The sequence below is a fragment of the Alphaproteobacteria bacterium genome, from assembly GCA_030740435.1.
Classification (GTDB): domain Bacteria; phylum Pseudomonadota; class Alphaproteobacteria; order UBA2966; family UBA2966.
Window position 1 is genome coordinate 1 of the sequence record JASLXG010000209.1, and the last position, 16,313, is coordinate 16,313.

Genomic DNA, 16,313 nt, shown 5'->3' on the forward strand with positions numbered 1-16,313 from the left:
CCGGCTGGCCGCGTGCTGGCTTTCGTCGGCAGCCGGGGCGGTGTTGGCAGCAGCACGGTGGCCCACAACACCGCCTGGAGCTTGAGCGACAGCTATGACGAGGACGTCGGCGTCGTCGATCTCGACTTACAGTATGGTACCGCTGCGTTGGCCTTCAACCTTGAGGCACGCCAAGGCGTTTTCGATGTCCTGGGCCAGCTCGACCGGATCGATGAGCAATTGCTGGCACGCTATCTCGATACCTACGAGGACCACATCCACGTGCTGGGAACCTCGGCCTCGCTGGCTCTGCCGGCCGACGTCGACGGTCAGGCTCTGGATGCGCTGATCGACATGCTGACCCGCAAGTTCCCCTTCGTGGTGCTTGATCTACCCAGCCATTGGGGCGAGTGGGTGGGCCACGTCATGGCCATGGCCGACGAAGCCGTGGTCACTAGCATGCTCGATCTGACATGTTTGCGCGACGCTCAGAACGTGCTGCGCCAAGTCAACGAAGATCGTGGCAATGATCGCAAGGCCTGGGTCGTGCTCAACCAGGCTGGGCGATTGAAAAAGACCGAACTCTCGGAAAAAGACTTCGAGAGCGTTACTGAGGATCGCTTGGCTTTGACCATGGCCTATGATCCAATACTGTTCAGCACTGCCTCCAACAATGGCCAGCCCATTGGCGAGGTGAACGCGCGCAGCAAAGCGGCCGCCAGCTTCAAGGAATTGGCGCGACGCTTGAGTGGCCGCCATGTTGCTGCCAAGCGCAAGAGAGAGGGGCCGTTTTCGTTCCTTTCACGGGGTAAGTAGCGATGTTCGGCAAACGTCAGCAAATCGAAAAAAAACCGCTGCCGCCGCCACCGCCGTCGGCACCGGAACCCGCCGCTTCAGCCGAGACCGCGGCGGCGCCATCGCCGGCTCCAGCCATGCCGCCACTAACCCCGTCTGCGGTCAAGAAGCCGGTGGTCGGCAAGATTCCGCCGCCGCCACCGCCACCAGCGGCCAACGAGGAAGCGGCGCCGGAACCGGCAGCGGCTCCCGAACCGGCGCCTCCTCCAGCGCCGGAGCCAGCCGCCGCAGCAGCCGAGTCGCCCAAAGCTGCCGAGCGCCCCGAACAGGTCCCGCTGCCGGAACCGCCGGTGCAGCTGCAGCCGCCGTCGCACAATGCGGAGCTGGAAGAGGCCAAGGTCGGTATCTTCAATTCGCTGGTCGATTCGATAGATCTGACTGAGCTCAGCAAGCTGGCGCCCGATACCATGCGGGCTGAGATCTCCGACATCATCGGTGAGATCATCGGCGTCAAAAACCTAGTGCTGTCGGCCAACGAGCAGCAGGGCATGATCGATGACATCTGCAACGACATCCTCGGCCTAGGGCCGCTGGAGCCGTTGCTGGCGCGTGACGACATCGCCGACATCATGGTCAACGGTGCGGGCCAGGTCTACATCGAGACCGGCGGCAAAAACGTGCTGACCGACATCAAGTTCCGCGACAATGCCCAGCTCATGAACATCTGCCAGCGCATCGTCAGCGCCGTCGGCCGCCGCGTCGACGAGTCCAGCCCGATCTGCGACGCCCGTCTGGCCGATGGCTCCCGCGTCAATGTCATCGCACCGCCGCTCTCAATCGATGGCCCGGCGCTGACCATCCGCAAGTTCAAGCAGGACAAGCTGACGCTGGACAAGCTCTGCGATTTTGGTGCCTTCAGCGAAAAGGCCAAGGTTGTGCTCGAGGTGGCCTCGGCCTGCCGTCTCAACATTTTGATCTCCGGCGGCACGGGCAGCGGCAAGACGACGCTGCTCAACGCGCTGAGCCGCCAGATCAGTACCGACGAACGCGTCATCACCATAGAAGACGCCGCCGAGCTTCAGCTCCAGCAGCCCCATGTGGTGCGCCTCGAGACGCGGCCCGCCAACCTCGAGGGCAAGGGCGAAGTGAACCAGACCGATCTGGTCAAGAATTGCCTGCGCATGCGCCCCGACCGCATCATTCTGGGCGAGATCCGCGGTTCCGAGGCGCTCGACATGCTGCAGGCCATGAACACCGGCCACGACGGCTCGATGGGCACCATCCACGCCAACAATCCGCGTGAAGCCATCACGCGTTTGGAAAATATGATCGCCATGGGTGGCTTCGAGCTGCCGCTCAAGAACATGCGCACCCAGATCGCCTCGGCCGTCAATCTGGTGGTGCAGGCCTCGCGGCTGCGCGACGGCTCGCGCAAGGTCATGCAGATCACCGAGATCGTCGGCATGGAGGGTGACGTCATCACCATGCAGGACATCTTCACCTTCGAATATGAAGGCGACGACGAGAACGGCAAGATCATCGGCTCGCACAAACCCACGGGCTTGCGCCCCACTTTCGTCGAGAAGGCAAGTTACTACGGCAGGGGCGATGAACTCATGGCTGCCCTGGATTAGCCGACATGTTGCAGGCACTGCTGGCACCCGGTGGAAGCAACGCGATCTTCTTCATCGCGGCCGCCATCGTCGGCCTCTGCATGGTCGGTCTGATTCTGCTGGTAGTGCTGGTTCGGGCCAACAAGCGGGCGCGTTTCAAGCGCCGCATGAACACCGTTCTCGGCATCCAGAAGAGCAGCCGGCTGGGTGGCAAGGGGCAGCAACGCGGCCTCTTGATCCAGGGCAAGCTCGACGAGATCGAGGCTTCGCACAAGAAGTCCAGGACGCAGCTCAGTATGCGTCAGCGCATCGAGATGGCCGGCCTCGATTTCACGCCCAAGCAGTTCTACCTGGCCAGCGCCGGGTTGGCGCTTACGACGCTACTGGTGGTGGTGATCATGCGGATCGGTATCCTGCCGGCGCTGCTGGCTTCGGCCACCATGGGGTTGGGCATGCCCAGGTTGGTGCTGGGTTTTCTGGCCGCGCGGCGGCGCGGCAAGTTCATCCATAACTTTGCCGACGCCGTCGACGTTATCGTGCGTGGCCTGCAATCGGGCCTGCCGCTGGGCGAGTGCATGAACATCATCGCCCGCGAGGCGGAGGAGCCCATCTGCACCGAGTTCCGCATGGTCATGGAGAGCACGCGGCTGGGCCTGCCGCTGACCGAGGCGCTGGAACGCGGCGTCGGCCGGGTCGACGTGGCCGAGTTCAAATTCTTTTCCATCGTGCTTTCGATCCAGGCCGAGACCGGCGGCAATCTGGCCGAGACGCTATCCAACCTTTCGGGCATCCTGCGCCAGCGCAAGAAGATGAAGGACAAGGTAAAGGCGATGTCGTCGGAGGCCCGCACCACGGCCGGCATCATCGGTTCGCTGCCCTTCATCATGGCCGGGATTCTGTGGCTTACCAGCCCCGATTACCTGAGCCTTTTGTTCAGCGAGTCGACCGGCAATATCATGATCGTCGGCGGTATCGTGTCGATGTCGATCGGCATCGCCGTGATGGCCAAGATGATCAATTTCAAGATCTAGGTGGGATATGAGCGCTAACGAAATCGTCGCGGCCGCGACCAACCTGGAGAACATGATCATGGCCTTCGGCACGGTGGGCATGTTCCTTACCGTGCTGGCGCTGTCGCTGCCCTTTGCCAAACGCGACCAGTTGGCCGGGCGGCTCAAGGCGGTGGCGGCGCGGCGCGAGGAGCTGCGCCAGATGGTCCACGCCCAGGCCGCCGAGCGGCGCAAGAAGGTGCCTGCCAAGCAGGATGCCGTGGCCTTCATGAACAAAGTACTGGGGCGCCTCAACCTGCGGGCCCAGATCGAGAGCCGCGACCTGCGCATGCGTCTGGCCCAGGCCGGCTGGCGCGGCCAGACGCCGGCCATCACCTTCGTTTTCAGCCGCCTTTTGCTGCCCATCGTTTTGGCTCTGGTGGCGGCGCTGTTGCTGATGGTGATGGGTCTCTTCAAACTGCAGTTCTCGACCCAGCTGCTGGGCGTGGCGGCCGCCGCCGGCGCCGGTTACTACCTGCCCAACGTGATGGTCAAGAACGCCGCCACCAAGCGCCAGGAAGGCATCACGCTGGGTTTTCCCGATACCCTCGACCTGATGATCATCTGCGTCGAGGCCGGGCTCTCGCTGGAGGCCGCCTTCACCCGGGTGGCCAACGAGATCGGCGAGCAAAACCCGGATCTGGCCGAGGAACTGGGCTTGACCACGGCCGAACTCAGCTTTCTCGGCGATCGCCGGGCTGCGTTAATGAACTTTTCCGACCGCGTCGGTACGCCCGAGGCACGGGCGCTGTCGACGACGCTGATCCAATCGGAACAGTACGGCACGCCGCTGACCGTGAGTTTGCGCGTGTTGTCCCAGGAAAATCGCGATTCCCGCATGTCGAAGGCGGAACAAAAGGCCGGAGCGCTGCCGGCCATGCTGACCGGGCCGATGATCGTCTTTTTCCTGCCCACCGTGTTCATCGTGCTGCTGGGCCCCGCCATCCTGCAGATCATGGCGCTATAGAGCCGCCGATCACGGTGGATGCCGAGCTTGAAGCCCGAGCCCAGGGGGGCGATGCCGAAGCCCAGTTCCGGCTCGGCCAGATGCTGCTGCACGGCCTGGGCGTGACTTTCGACGAGGCGGCGGGCCTGGATTGGTACCACCGGGCGGCGGCCCAGGGCTACGAACGGGCGCAGTTTGCCTTGGGCGAGGTCTACAAGGAGGGCCGCGTCACCCCCCAGGACCTGATCCAGGCCAGCATGTGGCTGAGCATCGTCATCCAAGGCGGCGGTGACCTGGCTTTGGCGGCGCGCGAGAGCCACGACCATCTGGCTCCCTATCTGACGCCGGAACAATCCCACGAGGCAGCCAGCCGGACCGGTGCCTGGACGCCTTCGAGTTAGAGCGGCTTTCGCCCCCAGGCCTGGAAAACCAGCGAGGTCACCGAGATGGTGCCGGGCTCGGCCAGATGGGCGCGGCAGGCGGCGATGGTGGTGTCGAGTTCGCCTTGTGCCATCAGCCCCAGTCGGGCGATCACCGGGCGCAATGAAATCAGCGTCTGGGGCAAGTAGTCGGCCAAGGCGTCGTGGCTGCGAGCGCGGGCCGTACAGGCGCGGAAATCGAGATCCTCGAGGCCGGCATCTTGCAGCAGGCCATAGACCTGGCGGCCGGCATAGGGATCGGCGCCGACTTTCGTGAAAACCTCCAGCAGCAGCGCCTTCAGGCATTCGAAGGCGGCGTGGCTGGGATAGGCGGCGATGCCGATACCGTCGGCTTCCTGGACGGCCAGCACACCACCCGGCTTGAGGCGTGCGAGCGCCGCCGCGATGACCTCGTGGTGGCGGCTGATGTTGGTGATGACGTAGCGCAGGTGGACGAAATCGAACTCTGCCGGGCCGGGCTCAAAAAGGCTCCGCTGTTCGAAGCTGACTTTTTCCAAGCCCTGCTGCCGAGCCCAGGCGCGGGCCGCGGCCAAGCTGTCGCCGTCGGCTTCGATCCCCAGCACGCGGCCGGTAGGGCCCACCCGCTGTGCCAGCAGGTCGACGATGCCGCCGGCGCCGCAGCCCAGATCGAGGCAGGCCTGGCCCTCGGCCAGGCCGATGCGGTCGAGCATGACGGCCGTCTCGCCGGCCAGGGATTCGGCCTGCACGCGCAGCCGCGCGATTTCTTCGGCGCCGCTGTCAAGCGGGTAGTGGCCGTCCCGAAATCGGCTGGGCGGTGGCGATCCCTGGTCTGCCATCAGTTTGGCCAGGTCGTCACTGGGTCTGCACGACCCAGCACATCAGGCTGCGGGCCTGGAGCTTGCCGCAGGCGGTCTTGGCGCTGCCCCGGGTAGGGAAGGGGCCGACGGCGGCCAGGTATTCGGTCATTGGGCGCTGGCCGATGCGGCGGCTGACGATTTCCACCTTGAGCTGGCTGTAGGCCAAGTCCTGGCTGCTGATCGAGCGCCAGCCCTTGATGGCCTGCTGGGCCGTGGCATAGGGCCCGACCTCGATGACGTAGGGCCGCTGCGGGGCGGCGTTCTCCCCGGCGCCGCTTGCGGCGTTCAGTGCGCGCAGCTGCACGCCGTCGCGCATCTCGCGATAGTAGGCCAGGTTGCGCGCCACCAGGTCGGCCGGCAGGTCGAGCCGGGCCAGCCGTTCGGCGGCCGCCAGTTTGCCGCCGACGCCATACAAGAGCGCCAGGTTCTGGCGCACCTGGGCGGTGGCGCCGGGCAACGTGGCGGCCTTCTCGAGCAGTCGCGTGCCTTCTTCCATATCGCCGGCGAGTGCCGCCGATAGCGCCATGTTGTTGATGATGGCGACGTTGTCGGGTGACAATACCTGGGCCGCTTGATAGGCCTGCAGCGCCTCCAGGCGCTGGCCGATGTGGTCGTTGGCGATGCCCAGGGCGGTGTAGGAGCGCCAGTCCGCCTCGCCCAGGCTGAGCGCCTTGGCGAGCAGCTCGACGGCCTCGTGCGGCCGGCCCGTGGCGATCTGCACCTTGCCCAACTCGGCCATCAGCCGGGTATCCTCGGGCCCCACCTTCAGGGCCTTCTCCAACACCTGGGCGGCGCGCCCGGGGGTGCCGGTGTAGCGCAGGTTGCGGGCATAGCCCAGCGCCGCCGTCAGGTCGTTGGGATTGGCGGTGTAGAGCTGGCGGAAGTAGCGCAGCGCCAGGCCATAGTCATGCGACTGCTGCGCCGCCGCCGCCGCCTTGTGCAGCGACTTGTCGATGGCCGCGGCGTCCTCGGCCTCGAACGGCGCGAAGAGGCTGCAACCCGCCAGAAAGGCCAGCGCAACCACGGCCAAAGCTGGCACCCGTGCCCGGTTCATATGCCGCCAATACTGCCCCTGGCGCCAAAAATCAAGTAATTTCAAAAACCTAACGGGGGTGGGCGAGGTGTGGTCGGATCGTTTTCAGCCGGACCACCAAACCGTATAGCTGTGCGGCGCCAGCAACACCGGTATGTGGTAGCGCGCTTCCGCGTCGGGCAGCCTCAGGCGGATGACCACCTGGTCCATGATCTGGCGGGCCGCTGAAGCGGCGAAGACCCCTCCGGTGTCGAAGACCAGTTCGTATTGCGCCTCGGGCTCGACCTCGACCGGCACCGAGATGCGGCCCTCGTCGTCGGCCGTGACGGCGAAGACCTGCTCGCGCGCGCCGTCTTCCAGAAGTCTGAATAGCGCCACTTTGACGCCACCCAGCGAACGGCCCTGGAGCGAATCAAGTACGTGCGACGAGATGACGGCCATAGCGGCCCCTCCTATTCGATCGAGGACTTGTCGCGCCGGTCGGTCATGGCCAGCACGACGGGGCTGATAATGCCCTTGGTCTTGACGTTGACGCAGGCCGTCTTGCCGCTGGCCAGGGCGCGTTGGAGTGCGGGCTGCAACTGCTCGCGGCTTTCCACCAGTTCGCCGTGCCCGCCCAGCCCTTCGAACATGGTGTGGAAAGGAATATCGCGAAAGTCGGTGGCGAAGCGCTGCTTGCTGTGGAAGATGCGTTCCTGCTGCTGAGCGATGCAATCGAGGCTGCCGTTGTTGTCGATGACCACGGTGATGGGCGCGTTCTCCTGGAAGGCCGCTTCGACGCTCAGGCCGCCGGAGAGAAAGGCGCCGTCGCCGCTGATCAGCAACACCTTGCTCTCGGGCTGAGCGAGCTTGGCCGAGAGGGCAAACGAAACGCCGACGCCGAGCAGGCTGAAGGTGCCGGGGTGCAAAATCCCGCGCAGCTTCTGGCCCTGCCAGCCGGCCACGTTGACGGCGATTTCCGACCAGAAATGCGTATTGCCGCCGTCCACCACCAGCCAGTCGTCGGCCCCCAGCACGCCTTGCACGTCGAGGGCCAATTGCAGCGGATGCATGAGGGATTCGTGGAAAGGCTTTTCCAATTCAGCCAAGGTCTCGGCCACCCATTCGCCGCGCTTGGCGCGGTTGGATTCGTACCAATCCGTCCCCAATTTCCAGCTGCCGTCACGCTCCAGCCCGAGCAGCGCCTCGAGAAAGGCGCCGGGATCGCTGAGCAACGTGCGGTCGGCCGAGCGGTTGAGGTCGAGCTCTTCCTGCGAGCCGTTGACGCAAACGAGCTGGGTGCTCTCGGGAAAGAGCGGCGGATTGCCGAAGTTGAGCTGGTTGTCGAGACGGCCGCCGAGCACGATGGCGACGTCCGATTGCTGCAGCGCGAACTTCGACGGCGGATACTGGTGCACGTCGGCCAGGCCCATGTAGGCCGGATTGTCCTCACCCAGCAGCTTCTGGTGATAGGGCACGTTGAAAAGTGGAATGCCGAGTTGCTTGCCCACAGCTTCGAATTCGGCCTCGGCGCCCGACCACCAGGCGCCGTGGCCGCCGATGAGGATGGGCCGCTGGGCGCTGGCGACGAGGTCGAGAATGGGCTCCAGGTCGTCGGGACAGGGCCAGGCCCGGGCCGGCGCCCGATGACGACGATCGAAGGGACGTTCCTCGCGGCGGGCAGCTTCCTCGAATGAGGAATACATGATGTCGACCGGGATCGAGAGGTGCACCGGCCCGGGATACCCCGAGGTGGCGATGCGGTATGCCCGATCGACGAACTCCGAGATCCGCGTGCCGTCGCGCACGGCGGCGCTGTATTTGGTCAAAGGCGCCGCGATGGCGACGTCGTCGATCTCCTTGAAGCCGCCGCTGCCCTCGCGCTGGAAGGTCGAGGAGCCGGTGATGAAGATGACCGGCGAGCGCTCGCCCCAGGCCTCCATCATGGCCGGCACGGCATTGGCGAAGCCCTCGGGGCCGATCAGGCAGGCCGTGGGCTTGCGCGTGATGCGAGTGCGGCCGTCGGCCAGGTGGCCGGCGATCTGCTCGTGGGGCGCATTGACCACCGGTATCTGGCACTCCATCAGCCCCTCGAGCGCCGGGATGCAGAAGCCGCCGCTCAGCGTGAAGACCTGGTCGATGCCCTTTTCCAAAAGCGCCTGGGCGAGCACGGTACCGCCACGGATTTTCATGTTTGTTCCTCGTTTCGGGCGATCAGGCTGTCATCGATGCCCGTCAGATCCGGCTTTCCCAACTGGGCGATGGAAACGCTGATCTCTTCCCTCAGGATCTCGACAATCCTTTCCATGCCGCGCTCGCCGTCGGCGCCGATGGCGTAAAGAAAGGGGCGGCCCAGCATGACGAAGTCGGCGCCCAGCGCCAGCGCCTTGATGATGCCGTCGCCGTTGCGTACGCCGCTGTCGAAAAGCAGGGGATAGCCCTCGCCCACCGCCTGGCGGATCCTGGGCAGCATATGGATCGCCGGCACGACGCTGTCGAGCTGGCGGCCACCGTGGTTGGAAACGTATAGGGCATCGATGCCGCGCTCCTTGGCGGCCAAGGCATCGGCCGGCGCCAGCACGCCCTTGACCACCAGCGTGCGCGGCCAGCGCTGGCGCAGCATTTCGAGAAACTGCCAGTCGAGGCGGCCGCGGCCCTCATTGCGCACCCAGGCCTTGAACACCTTGTCGCTGCTTGTGCTGGCCACGTAGTCGTTGAAATTCGCGGTCACCGGCACGCCGGCCGCAATGGTGCCCAGCGACCAGGCGGGATGGCGGGCGAAATCGAGGAACTGGCGGGGCCCGATGCGGAAGGGAACCTGGAAACCGTTTCTTAGATCACGCAGCCTGAGCGAGACCTGGGGTACATCGACGGTCAGCATCAGCACTTCATAGCCGGCCTCGTCGGCGCGCCGCACCTGATCCATGGCGATTTCCTGCGAATGCCCGACGTAGAGCTGGAACCAGGCGTTTTCGCCGGCCCGTTCCCGGGTCTGCTCGATGGTGCTGGAAGCGGCCGTCGAGAGGCAGAGCGGAATGTCGTGACGCGCCGCCGCCCGGGCCAGGATGGCGTCGGCGCCAGGCCAGACGAGATCACACATGCCCATCGGCGCGATGCCGAAGGGCAGTCCCCAGTCGCGGCCCAGGAAGGATTTCGCGAGATCGCGCTCTTCGACATTGACCAGCACCCGGGGCAGCAGGCGGATGGCGTCGAGGACTTGGCAGTTGAGGCGACTGGCGCTCTCTGCGCCGGCGGCACCGTCGACGTAGTCGAACATCATGCGCGGCAGGCGCCGCCGGGCCCGAGCCCGGGCATCGGCAACCGTGAGGATCTTGTCGGCCCGGGCCATGGCTTAGAACAGGACGCTCGGCAGCCAGGTGGCGGCGGCCGGAAAGGCGATCATCAAGAGGCCGTAGATGACGCCGACCAGCACGAATATCGGCACTTCCTTGAAGGCCTGGTCAGGGCTTTCGTTCAAGACCCCGGCCGAGGTGTAGACGCCGACACAGACCGGCGGCGTCAGCATGCCGATACCGGCAAAGGCGGTGAAGATGACGTAGAGGTTCAAGAGGTCGAGCTTGAGCGAGAGCGCGATGGCGGCAAACACCGGCACCGTCAGGTAGAACACGGGGATGATCTCGAGGAAGGTGCCGAGGATCAGACAGATGACGCCGACCATGAACCAGAACATCAAGGGCGTGACGCCGAAATCGGTGAAATAGGTGATGATGGCCTGGGGCGTCCGGGTGTAGGTCAGGACCACCGAGAGGAAAGTCGCCATGGCGATGATGGAGAAGATCATGGCCGTGGCCACGGCGGTATGGCGAAGCGCCTCCATGAGGCCCGCGATGGTCAGTTCGCGGTGCACGAAAAAGCCGATGAGGATGGCCCAGACTCCGGCCACGGCGGCCGTTTCCGAGGGCGTCAGAAGGCCGGCGTAGATGCCGCCCAGGATGATCACCGGTGTCGCCAGGCCGGGCAGCGCGGCGCGGATCGAGAGCAGGATCTCGGCCCCCGTGGCCCGCACCGGATTGCGGATGTCCCAGCAGCGCCAGACCACCAGGATGATCAGCAGCAGCAGCAGCACCAACCCCGGTATTACGCCGGCGGCAAAGGTTTGCGACACCGGCACGTGGGTCAGCGCGCTATAAAGGATGGCGGCATTCGAGGGCGGGATCAGGGCCTCGAGAAAGGCCGCCGCGGCGGCCAGCACGATGACGAAGGGCTTGGGATAGCCCTGTTCGATCATCTTCGGCATCAAGATGGTGCCGACGGCCGTGATGGCGGCCAGGATGGAGCCGCAGAAGGCGGCGAAAAAGCCCATGGTGAGCACCATGCCGATGCCCAGGCCGCCGGGCCAGTGGCCCACCAGAGCAATGGTCATGTTGACCAGCCGCGACGCGATGCCGCCGCGCAGCATGACCATGCCGGCAAAGATAAACAGCGGCACCGCGATCAGCACGTTCTTGGTGACGGCACCGAAGGAGACTTGAATCAAGGTCGACCAGGGCAGATTGAGATCGAGCACCGCCGACATCGACGAGCCGATGCCGAAGACCAGAAAGACCGGCAGCGACATGCCCAGCAGCACTAGCGAAACCAAGATTGCCACGATCGTCATGGCGTGGCCCCGGGTTGCTGCAGCGGATGATCGGGATGGAGCAGATCATGAAGATCGCGCAGCACCATTTCGGCGGCGAAACTGGCCAATATGGCGAAGCCGACGGGAAAGGAGAGGTAGATGTACCAGATGGGGAATTCGATCTCCATCTCGGTGACCTGGCCCAGCATCTGAAACAGCGCCACGGCATCGATACCGGCGATAAAAAAGACGATGGCGGCGCCGAAGGCGATGGAATTACAGACCAGGCGCAGCATCTTCTGTCCGCGCCAAGACAGCTTGGGCGGCAGGAAATCGACACTGATGTGAGTTTGGCTGCGGAGCAGCACACCCAGCAGCAGGAATACCAGCCACGGCATCATCATGGGCGGCAGTTCCATCAGCCAGTCGTAGCCGGTGCCGGTGAGATAGCGCGTGGCGGCGCCGCCAAAAAGCGCCAGCACGGTGAAGGCGACGATGGCCATGGCCAGGGCCATGGCAAGCTTGGCGATCAGGTCGTTGATGCGGCCCAGGATGCCCGTGAGCAAAGCCACTTTGCCGACGCCCCTTTTGCGGTCCTATAAGATAGCCCGCCGCGACGGCCCAAGATCATGACTTTGGGTCGTGATCTTGGACCGCTGTAGCGGCAGCAGTATGGGTTCGGCTATTTCTTCGACCAGGCCTGAGCAGCTTTCAATACGTCGGCGTCGACCAGTTCGGCCAAGGCGGGGAACACCACCTCGTCGCTGAGCTTGTCGAACTCGGCCTTGGCCGCACCCTGGAGCACCGTGACCACGCCGCCGCGGCCCTGGAACTCCTTCAAGAGGTCGTCGGAGGCTTTCATGATCTGGGCCGAAGACTTGGCGCCCACCTCCTTGCCGACATCGAGAATGATCTGCTGCAGATCCTTGGGCAGGCCGTCGAACCAAGCGCTGTTGGCCGTCAGGTAGGCGTCGGCGAAGGCCTGGTAGGGCAGCTGACCAAATTTCAGATATTCCCACCAGCTATAGGCCTTGAGGCCGTTGGGCACGGTGTTGAGGGTGTCGATCATGCCGGTCTGCAGTGAAGTGTAAACCTCGCGCGTGGGCAGCGAGATCATCTTGACATTGAGCGCCTTCCAGCGCGGCCGCTCGGTCTTGAAGAGCGCCCGGGCCTTGAGGCCCTTCATGCTGGCGATGCTGTCCATCTTGCTCTTGGTGCTGAACGACATGAAGGGGCCCACCGGGTTGTACATCACCACCCGGGTTCTGGTCTTGGCCGACACGGCGTTCCAGACCCTGCTGCCCACCTTGTCCTCGGTGAAGAACTTGCGCTGGTCCTCGAAGCTTTTGAACAGCCCCGGGAAGCTGGCGATGGTGAAATTCTTCACCACCGGAGGATAGCTGATGATGCCGACGACGCCACCCATCTCCACCGAACCGGCGGTCAGCGCGCCCTGGATCTCACGGATGCCGAAAAGCTGCCCTGCGGGGAAGGTGTCGATGCGCAGCCGGCCCTTGGATCGTTTGGTCACTTCGTCGGCAAATTCCTTGGCGAAAATGGCGGAGGTGTGGGCGGGACCCCAGTGATAGGAAAGCCGGCCTACAATCTCCGCGGCGGAGGCCGCCGCGGGCAGCCAGCCAAGCCCCAGCCCGGCAGCCAGCAGTGCCGCCCCGGCGGCGCTACGAACCAAGGTCTTGCGCGGATTCAACGAAGCTATTTTTGACATCGACATTTCCTCCCTGAATTCCCTGTGGACCCGCCTGCCGGCAGCGCAAACCGCGTTGCAGCAGCGTTCCTCGTTGCGTTTTCGCCAAACGAAGGTATCAGCTTACACGATTAGGGCAATTCGGTTTGTTTGCAAAATACTATTTAGAAATCGAATTCATAACGAAACGGCATGGCAGCGCCAGTCGGCACGAAACTCTTGGGGCCATCGCCGGTCATTCCGAAGCAATCAAACGCCCCTTCCAATTCCCGGTTTCCATTTCCTCGATGAGCAGTTGACGCATCGCCCGGTAGGTCACTCGAGCCGCATCGGTCAGTGGACGGTTGGCCGGCACGGCGAGCGAAATGGACCGCGAGAGGTTTGGTTTGACGATGCGACGGGCGTCGACCAATCCGCTCTGCCACAGCTCATACACAGCCGGCCAATTCAGAATCGCGGCCGCTAGCCCGGATCGGACAAAACTCAGGATCGTCGTCAACGAGTGGTGTTCGTAGCGCACGGGAAGCGTGCGTCCGGCCCGGGCGACCGCCTCCTCGACACATCGTCGCAGTTGAAATTCCCGGCCCGGCATCACCAGACGCATGCGTTCGACTTGCCTTAGCGTGACTGTGCGGGGACGTGCCTCCGCTCCGTCGCGGCGCGTCACAAGGTAGAGAAATTCCTCCAGAATCGGCGTGAAGTCGGTATATTTGAGATGCTCCGCATTGGGCATGACGCCGAAGTCGACTTGACCCGTTTCGATCACTTGGCCGCTTTGATTTCCCAGACCGTCGACAATTCCGATGGAGACTCCGGGATATTCATTCTCGATCCGTTGCACCAGTTTTGGCGCCAGCAGCCCGGTCACGGTCATCGGCAGTGCGACGCGCACTTCGCCCACCGGATCGCTGGTCCGATTTTGGGCTTCATTGCGGGCAATCTCGATCTGTTCGAGGATCGAGCGGGCGCGGTTGTAGAACCGTTGGCCGACATCGGTCAGAGAGGCCCCGTGGCGGCCACGATCAAGAAGCCGCGCGCCCACCTCGTACTCCAACTCTTTTATCTGCCGGCTCAAGGCCGGCTGCGCAATATTCAATTCCCGGGAAGCGGCCACATACCCGCCTGCCTCCACGATCGCCGTCAGATACCTCAACTGAATGAACTTCATGCTGGAATTCCCCAACGCCTCACAGGGCAAGGTATATTAATCTGTTATGCGTATCTCGAAAACAACCGACTTTGCTATAAGCCTGCATGTTCTCACCTTCGCACCGCCCTGGATGACGCGGTGAGAAATGCCGGGTAGGCCGCCGGCGTCAGGCCAAGGGCAAATCGAGCGTGGCGGCAAGTCCGCCCAGGCCTGAGCGGGCAAGAACCAGGGTACCGCCGTGAAGTTCGGCGACTTCACGCACGATACTCAAACCGAGACCGCTGCCCGGCACCGTCTCGTCCAGGCGCCGGCCTCTGTTGAGCACCTCGGAATGATGTTCCTCGGCGATGCCGTCGCCGTCGTCGTGGACCACCAGAAGCAGCCGGTCCTGGCTTGCCCGGGCCCTGATTTCGACCTTCCGTCGGGCCCATTTGCAGGCATTGTCCATCAGATTGCCGAGCATTTCCTCGAGGTCGCGGCGGTCGCCCTTGAACTCGAGATCATCGACGCCGCTGGCGGCGATTTCGATCTTGCGTTCGGCGTGAACGCGATCGAACATGCGGCAGAGATCGTCGACCACTGGGCGCAGCGCGACGCGAGCGCCCAGCGCTTTGTGAGCGCCCGCCGCCCTGGCCTGGGAAACGTGCCATTCCACGCTGTCGGTCATCAGATCGACTTGGTGGCGCAGCACTTGGCCGTTTTCGCCGCTCATCGGCTGGGCCAGGTTATTGAGCACGCTCAGCGGGGTCTTGAGGGCATGGGCCAGATTGCCGGCCTGGGTCCTGGCGCGATCGAGGAGCGCCGCGTCGTGCTCGAGCAAGGCATTGAGTTCGTCGACCAGGGGCGAGACCTCGCGGGGGAAATCACCCACCAGGCGCTGGCTGTGGCCGGCCCGGATGCCGGCCAGGGTGGTGCGGATCTCGGCCAGCGGTCGCAGGCCGTAATTGACCCGCAGCATAAGGCCGAAGACCAGGCTGACCCCCAGGACGGTGAGAAAGATCACCGTGGTGCCGGTGAAGTCGCGCACCGACTGATCGACGATGGCGGCCGGACCGGTGACCGTGATGGTCAGGGTCTCGCTCGATCCGGGCGCCACAACCTGGCGCCGGATGCCGCGCAACGGTTGCCCACCAACATCCCGGGTGGAGAACGATATGGTCTCCGGCCGGCGCAACAATCCGACGGTTTCCAGGGTGTCGTGGCCCAAGGAGCGCGAGCGCTCCGCCATCTGGGATTTTGCCGTGGCCTGCCAGTACCAGCCGGAACCCAAGCGGTTGAACCGCGGGTCGACCGGGTGGCGCTTGAGGGCCACGCGTCCATCGCCGGCGACGACCACCAGTTCGAGAATTTCGTGCAACTGATCGTCGAGGGTGGCCTCGAACTCCTTGACCACATGGTTCTCGAACAAGGCCGCCAGAAAGAAACCGGTGGCCACCAGGACGAGAGCGCTCCAAATCGTGCCGATCACCAGCAGCCGGGTGTTGATCGAGGTCTTAGACATTGCTCGAGCTCGGCTCCGGCACGGCTTCCAGGCGATAGCCGCGGCCCCGATAGGTGCGGATCCTATGGGCGCCGATCTTCCGCCGCAGGCGGCGGACGAAGACTTCGATGGTATTCGAATCGCGGTCGAAATCCTGGTCGTAGATATGCTCGATCAGCTCGCTGCGAGAGACCACGGCGCCGTCCTGGTGCATCAGGTAGGAAAGAACCTTGAGCTCGTGCGAGGTCAGCGGGATCACAGTCCCGGATAGCTTGACCTCGCCGCTGCGGGTGTCGAGCTGCAAGGGGCCGCAATCCAGGATTGCGGCGCTGTGTCCGGTAGCCCGCCTGATGGCGGCGCGCAAGGTGGCCGTCAGTTCCTCCATGCGGAACGGTTTGGTGACGTACTGATCGGCACCTGAATCGAAGGCCTTGACTTTTTCGCTCCAAGTGTTGCGGGCGGTGAGGATGACCACAGGCACATCGCGTCCGGCCTGGCGCCACTGCTTGAGCAGGGCGGCGCCGTCGAGCTTGGGCAGTCCCAGGTCGAGCACTATGCCGTCGTAGGACTCGGTTTGGCCAAGGAACAGGCCTTCCTCGCCGTCGTGCGCGACGTCGACCGAATAGCCCTGCCGATCAAGAGCGCGGGCCACTTGTCTGGCCAGGTTGACCTGCCCCCAAGGTTTGTACCATATCCTATGTTAGTCTGTTTGCCATCCGTTCTGAGGCCCGGTTCGGCCGCAGC

The 16,313-nt window shown here is 64.1% G+C and carries 16 protein-coding genes; 5 read left to right on the forward strand and 11 right to left on the reverse strand.

Going from position 1 to position 16,313, the window contains the following annotated elements; all coding sequences use genetic code 11:
* From QGG75_19930 to QGG75_19950, 5 genes are all read left to right on the forward strand, one after another.
* The coding region (locus QGG75_19930) for an AAA family ATPase (protein ID MDP6069499.1) at window positions 1–795 on the forward strand (795 nt) is incomplete at its 5' end.
* Window positions 796–911: 116 nt separating this feature from the next.
* Complete coding sequence (locus QGG75_19935; GenBank protein ID MDP6069500.1) at window positions 912–2,408, forward strand: CpaF family protein; 1,497 nt, start codon at window positions 912–914, stop codon at window positions 2,406–2,408.
* Window positions 2,409–2,413: 5 nt separating this feature from the next.
* The gene (locus tag QGG75_19940) at window positions 2,414–3,418 is read left to right on the forward strand and encodes a type II secretion system F family protein (GenBank protein ID MDP6069501.1); all 1,005 of its coding nucleotides are present in this window, start codon (window positions 2,414–2,416) and stop codon (window positions 3,416–3,418) included.
* Between the two features lie 7 nt (window positions 3,419–3,425).
* Window positions 3,426–4,403 carry a type II secretion system F family protein gene (locus QGG75_19945; GenBank protein MDP6069502.1) on the forward strand — a complete coding sequence of 326 codons (978 nt, stop codon included), beginning with the start codon at window positions 3,426–3,428 and terminating at the stop codon, window positions 4,401–4,403.
* Window positions 4,404–4,417: 14 nt separating this feature from the next.
* Window positions 4,418–4,783: a tetratricopeptide repeat protein gene (locus QGG75_19950; protein MDP6069503.1), complete on the forward strand. Its 366-nt coding sequence runs from the start codon at window positions 4,418–4,420 to the stop codon at window positions 4,781–4,783.
* Here the strand turns inward: QGG75_19950 and QGG75_19955 are convergent.
* The 11 genes from QGG75_19955 to QGG75_20005 all read right to left on the reverse strand — a co-directional run bounded on the left by QGG75_19955 (window position 4,780) and on the right by QGG75_20005 (window position 16,221).
* Window positions 4,780–5,619: a methyltransferase domain-containing protein gene (locus tag QGG75_19955; protein ID MDP6069504.1), complete on the reverse strand. Its 840-nt coding sequence runs from the start codon at window positions 5,617–5,619 to the stop codon at window positions 4,780–4,782. The genes QGG75_19950 and QGG75_19955 overlap by 4 nt on opposite strands.
* A 16-nt stretch (window positions 5,620–5,635) precedes the next feature.
* On the reverse strand, window positions 5,636–6,694 hold the full coding sequence (locus QGG75_19960) for a tetratricopeptide repeat protein (GenBank protein ID MDP6069505.1): 1,059 nt from the start codon (window positions 6,692–6,694) through the stop codon (window positions 5,636–5,638).
* An 84-nt stretch (window positions 6,695–6,778) separates the two neighbouring features.
* Window positions 6,779–7,114: a hydroxyisourate hydrolase gene (locus QGG75_19965; protein ID MDP6069506.1), complete on the reverse strand. Its 336-nt coding sequence runs from the start codon at window positions 7,112–7,114 to the stop codon at window positions 6,779–6,781.
* An 11-nt stretch (window positions 7,115–7,125) separates the two neighbouring features.
* Window positions 7,126–8,844 (reverse strand): thiamine pyrophosphate-binding protein, encoded by a 1,719-nt coding sequence (locus tag QGG75_19970; protein ID MDP6069507.1) that lies wholly within the window; start codon window positions 8,842–8,844, stop codon window positions 7,126–7,128.
* Window positions 8,841–10,001: an alpha-hydroxy acid oxidase gene (locus tag QGG75_19975; protein ID MDP6069508.1), complete on the reverse strand. Its 1,161-nt coding sequence runs from the start codon at window positions 9,999–10,001 to the stop codon at window positions 8,841–8,843. Before QGG75_19975 ends, QGG75_19970 begins: the two co-directional genes overlap by 4 nt.
* Window positions 10,002–10,004: 3 nt before the next feature.
* Window positions 10,005–11,273 carry a TRAP transporter large permease gene (locus QGG75_19980; GenBank protein ID MDP6069509.1) on the reverse strand — a complete coding sequence of 423 codons (1,269 nt, stop codon included), beginning with the start codon at window positions 11,271–11,273 and terminating at the stop codon, window positions 10,005–10,007.
* Window positions 11,270–11,806 carry a TRAP transporter small permease gene (locus tag QGG75_19985; protein ID MDP6069510.1) on the reverse strand — a complete coding sequence of 179 codons (537 nt, stop codon included), beginning with the start codon at window positions 11,804–11,806 and terminating at the stop codon, window positions 11,270–11,272. The genes QGG75_19980 and QGG75_19985 overlap by 4 nt, the downstream gene beginning before the upstream one ends.
* A 110-nt stretch (window positions 11,807–11,916) precedes the next feature.
* Entirely contained in the window at window positions 11,917–12,960 is a 1,044-nt protein-coding gene (locus QGG75_19990) for a TRAP transporter substrate-binding protein (protein ID MDP6069511.1), read from the reverse strand.
* Between the two features lie 214 nt (window positions 12,961–13,174).
* Window positions 13,175–14,107 carry a LysR substrate-binding domain-containing protein gene (locus QGG75_19995; protein ID MDP6069512.1) on the reverse strand — a complete coding sequence of 311 codons (933 nt, stop codon included), beginning with the start codon at window positions 14,105–14,107 and terminating at the stop codon, window positions 13,175–13,177.
* A gap of 148 nt (window positions 14,108–14,255) precedes the next feature.
* Window positions 14,256–15,590 (reverse strand): sensor histidine kinase, encoded by a 1,335-nt coding sequence (locus tag QGG75_20000; GenBank protein MDP6069513.1) that lies wholly within the window; start codon window positions 15,588–15,590, stop codon window positions 14,256–14,258.
* Window positions 15,583–16,221: a response regulator transcription factor gene (locus QGG75_20005; GenBank protein MDP6069514.1), complete on the reverse strand. Its 639-nt coding sequence runs from the start codon at window positions 16,219–16,221 to the stop codon at window positions 15,583–15,585. Before QGG75_20005 ends, QGG75_20000 begins: the two co-directional genes overlap by 8 nt.
* Between the last annotated feature and the right edge of the window lie 92 nt (window positions 16,222–16,313).

Coding starts and splice junctions, on each gene's coding strand:
- QGG75_19935 (MDP6069500.1), top strand. CDS start 912: ATGCCGCCACTAACCCCGTCTGCGGTCAAGAAGCCGGTGGTCGGCAAG.
- QGG75_19955 (MDP6069504.1), bottom strand. CDS start 5,619: ATGGCAGACCAGGGATCGCCACCGCCCAGCCGATTTCGGGACGGCCAC.
- QGG75_19940 (MDP6069501.1), top strand. CDS start 2,414: ATGTTGCAGGCACTGCTGGCACCCGGTGGAAGCAACGCGATCTTCTTC.
- QGG75_19960 (MDP6069505.1), bottom strand. CDS start 6,694: ATGAACCGGGCACGGGTGCCAGCTTTGGCCGTGGTTGCGCTGGCCTTT.
- QGG75_20000 (MDP6069513.1), bottom strand. CDS start 15,590: ATGTCTAAGACCTCGATCAACACCCGGCTGCTGGTGATCGGCACGATT.
- QGG75_19995 (MDP6069512.1), bottom strand. CDS start 14,107: ATGAAGTTCATTCAGTTGAGGTATCTGACGGCGATCGTGGAGGCAGGC.
- QGG75_19990 (MDP6069511.1), bottom strand. CDS start 12,960: ATGTCAAAAATAGCTTCGTTGAATCCGCGCAAGACCTTGGTTCGTAGC.
- QGG75_19945 (MDP6069502.1), top strand. CDS start 3,426: ATGAGCGCTAACGAAATCGTCGCGGCCGCGACCAACCTGGAGAACATG.
- QGG75_19980 (MDP6069509.1), bottom strand. CDS start 11,273: ATGACGATCGTGGCAATCTTGGTTTCGCTAGTGCTGCTGGGCATGTCG.
- QGG75_19970 (MDP6069507.1), bottom strand. CDS start 8,844: ATGAAAATCCGTGGCGGTACCGTGCTCGCCCAGGCGCTTTTGGAAAAG.
- QGG75_19975 (MDP6069508.1), bottom strand. CDS start 10,001: ATGGCCCGGGCCGACAAGATCCTCACGGTTGCCGATGCCCGGGCTCGG.
- QGG75_19965 (MDP6069506.1), bottom strand. CDS start 7,114: ATGGCCGTCATCTCGTCGCACGTACTTGATTCGCTCCAGGGCCGTTCG.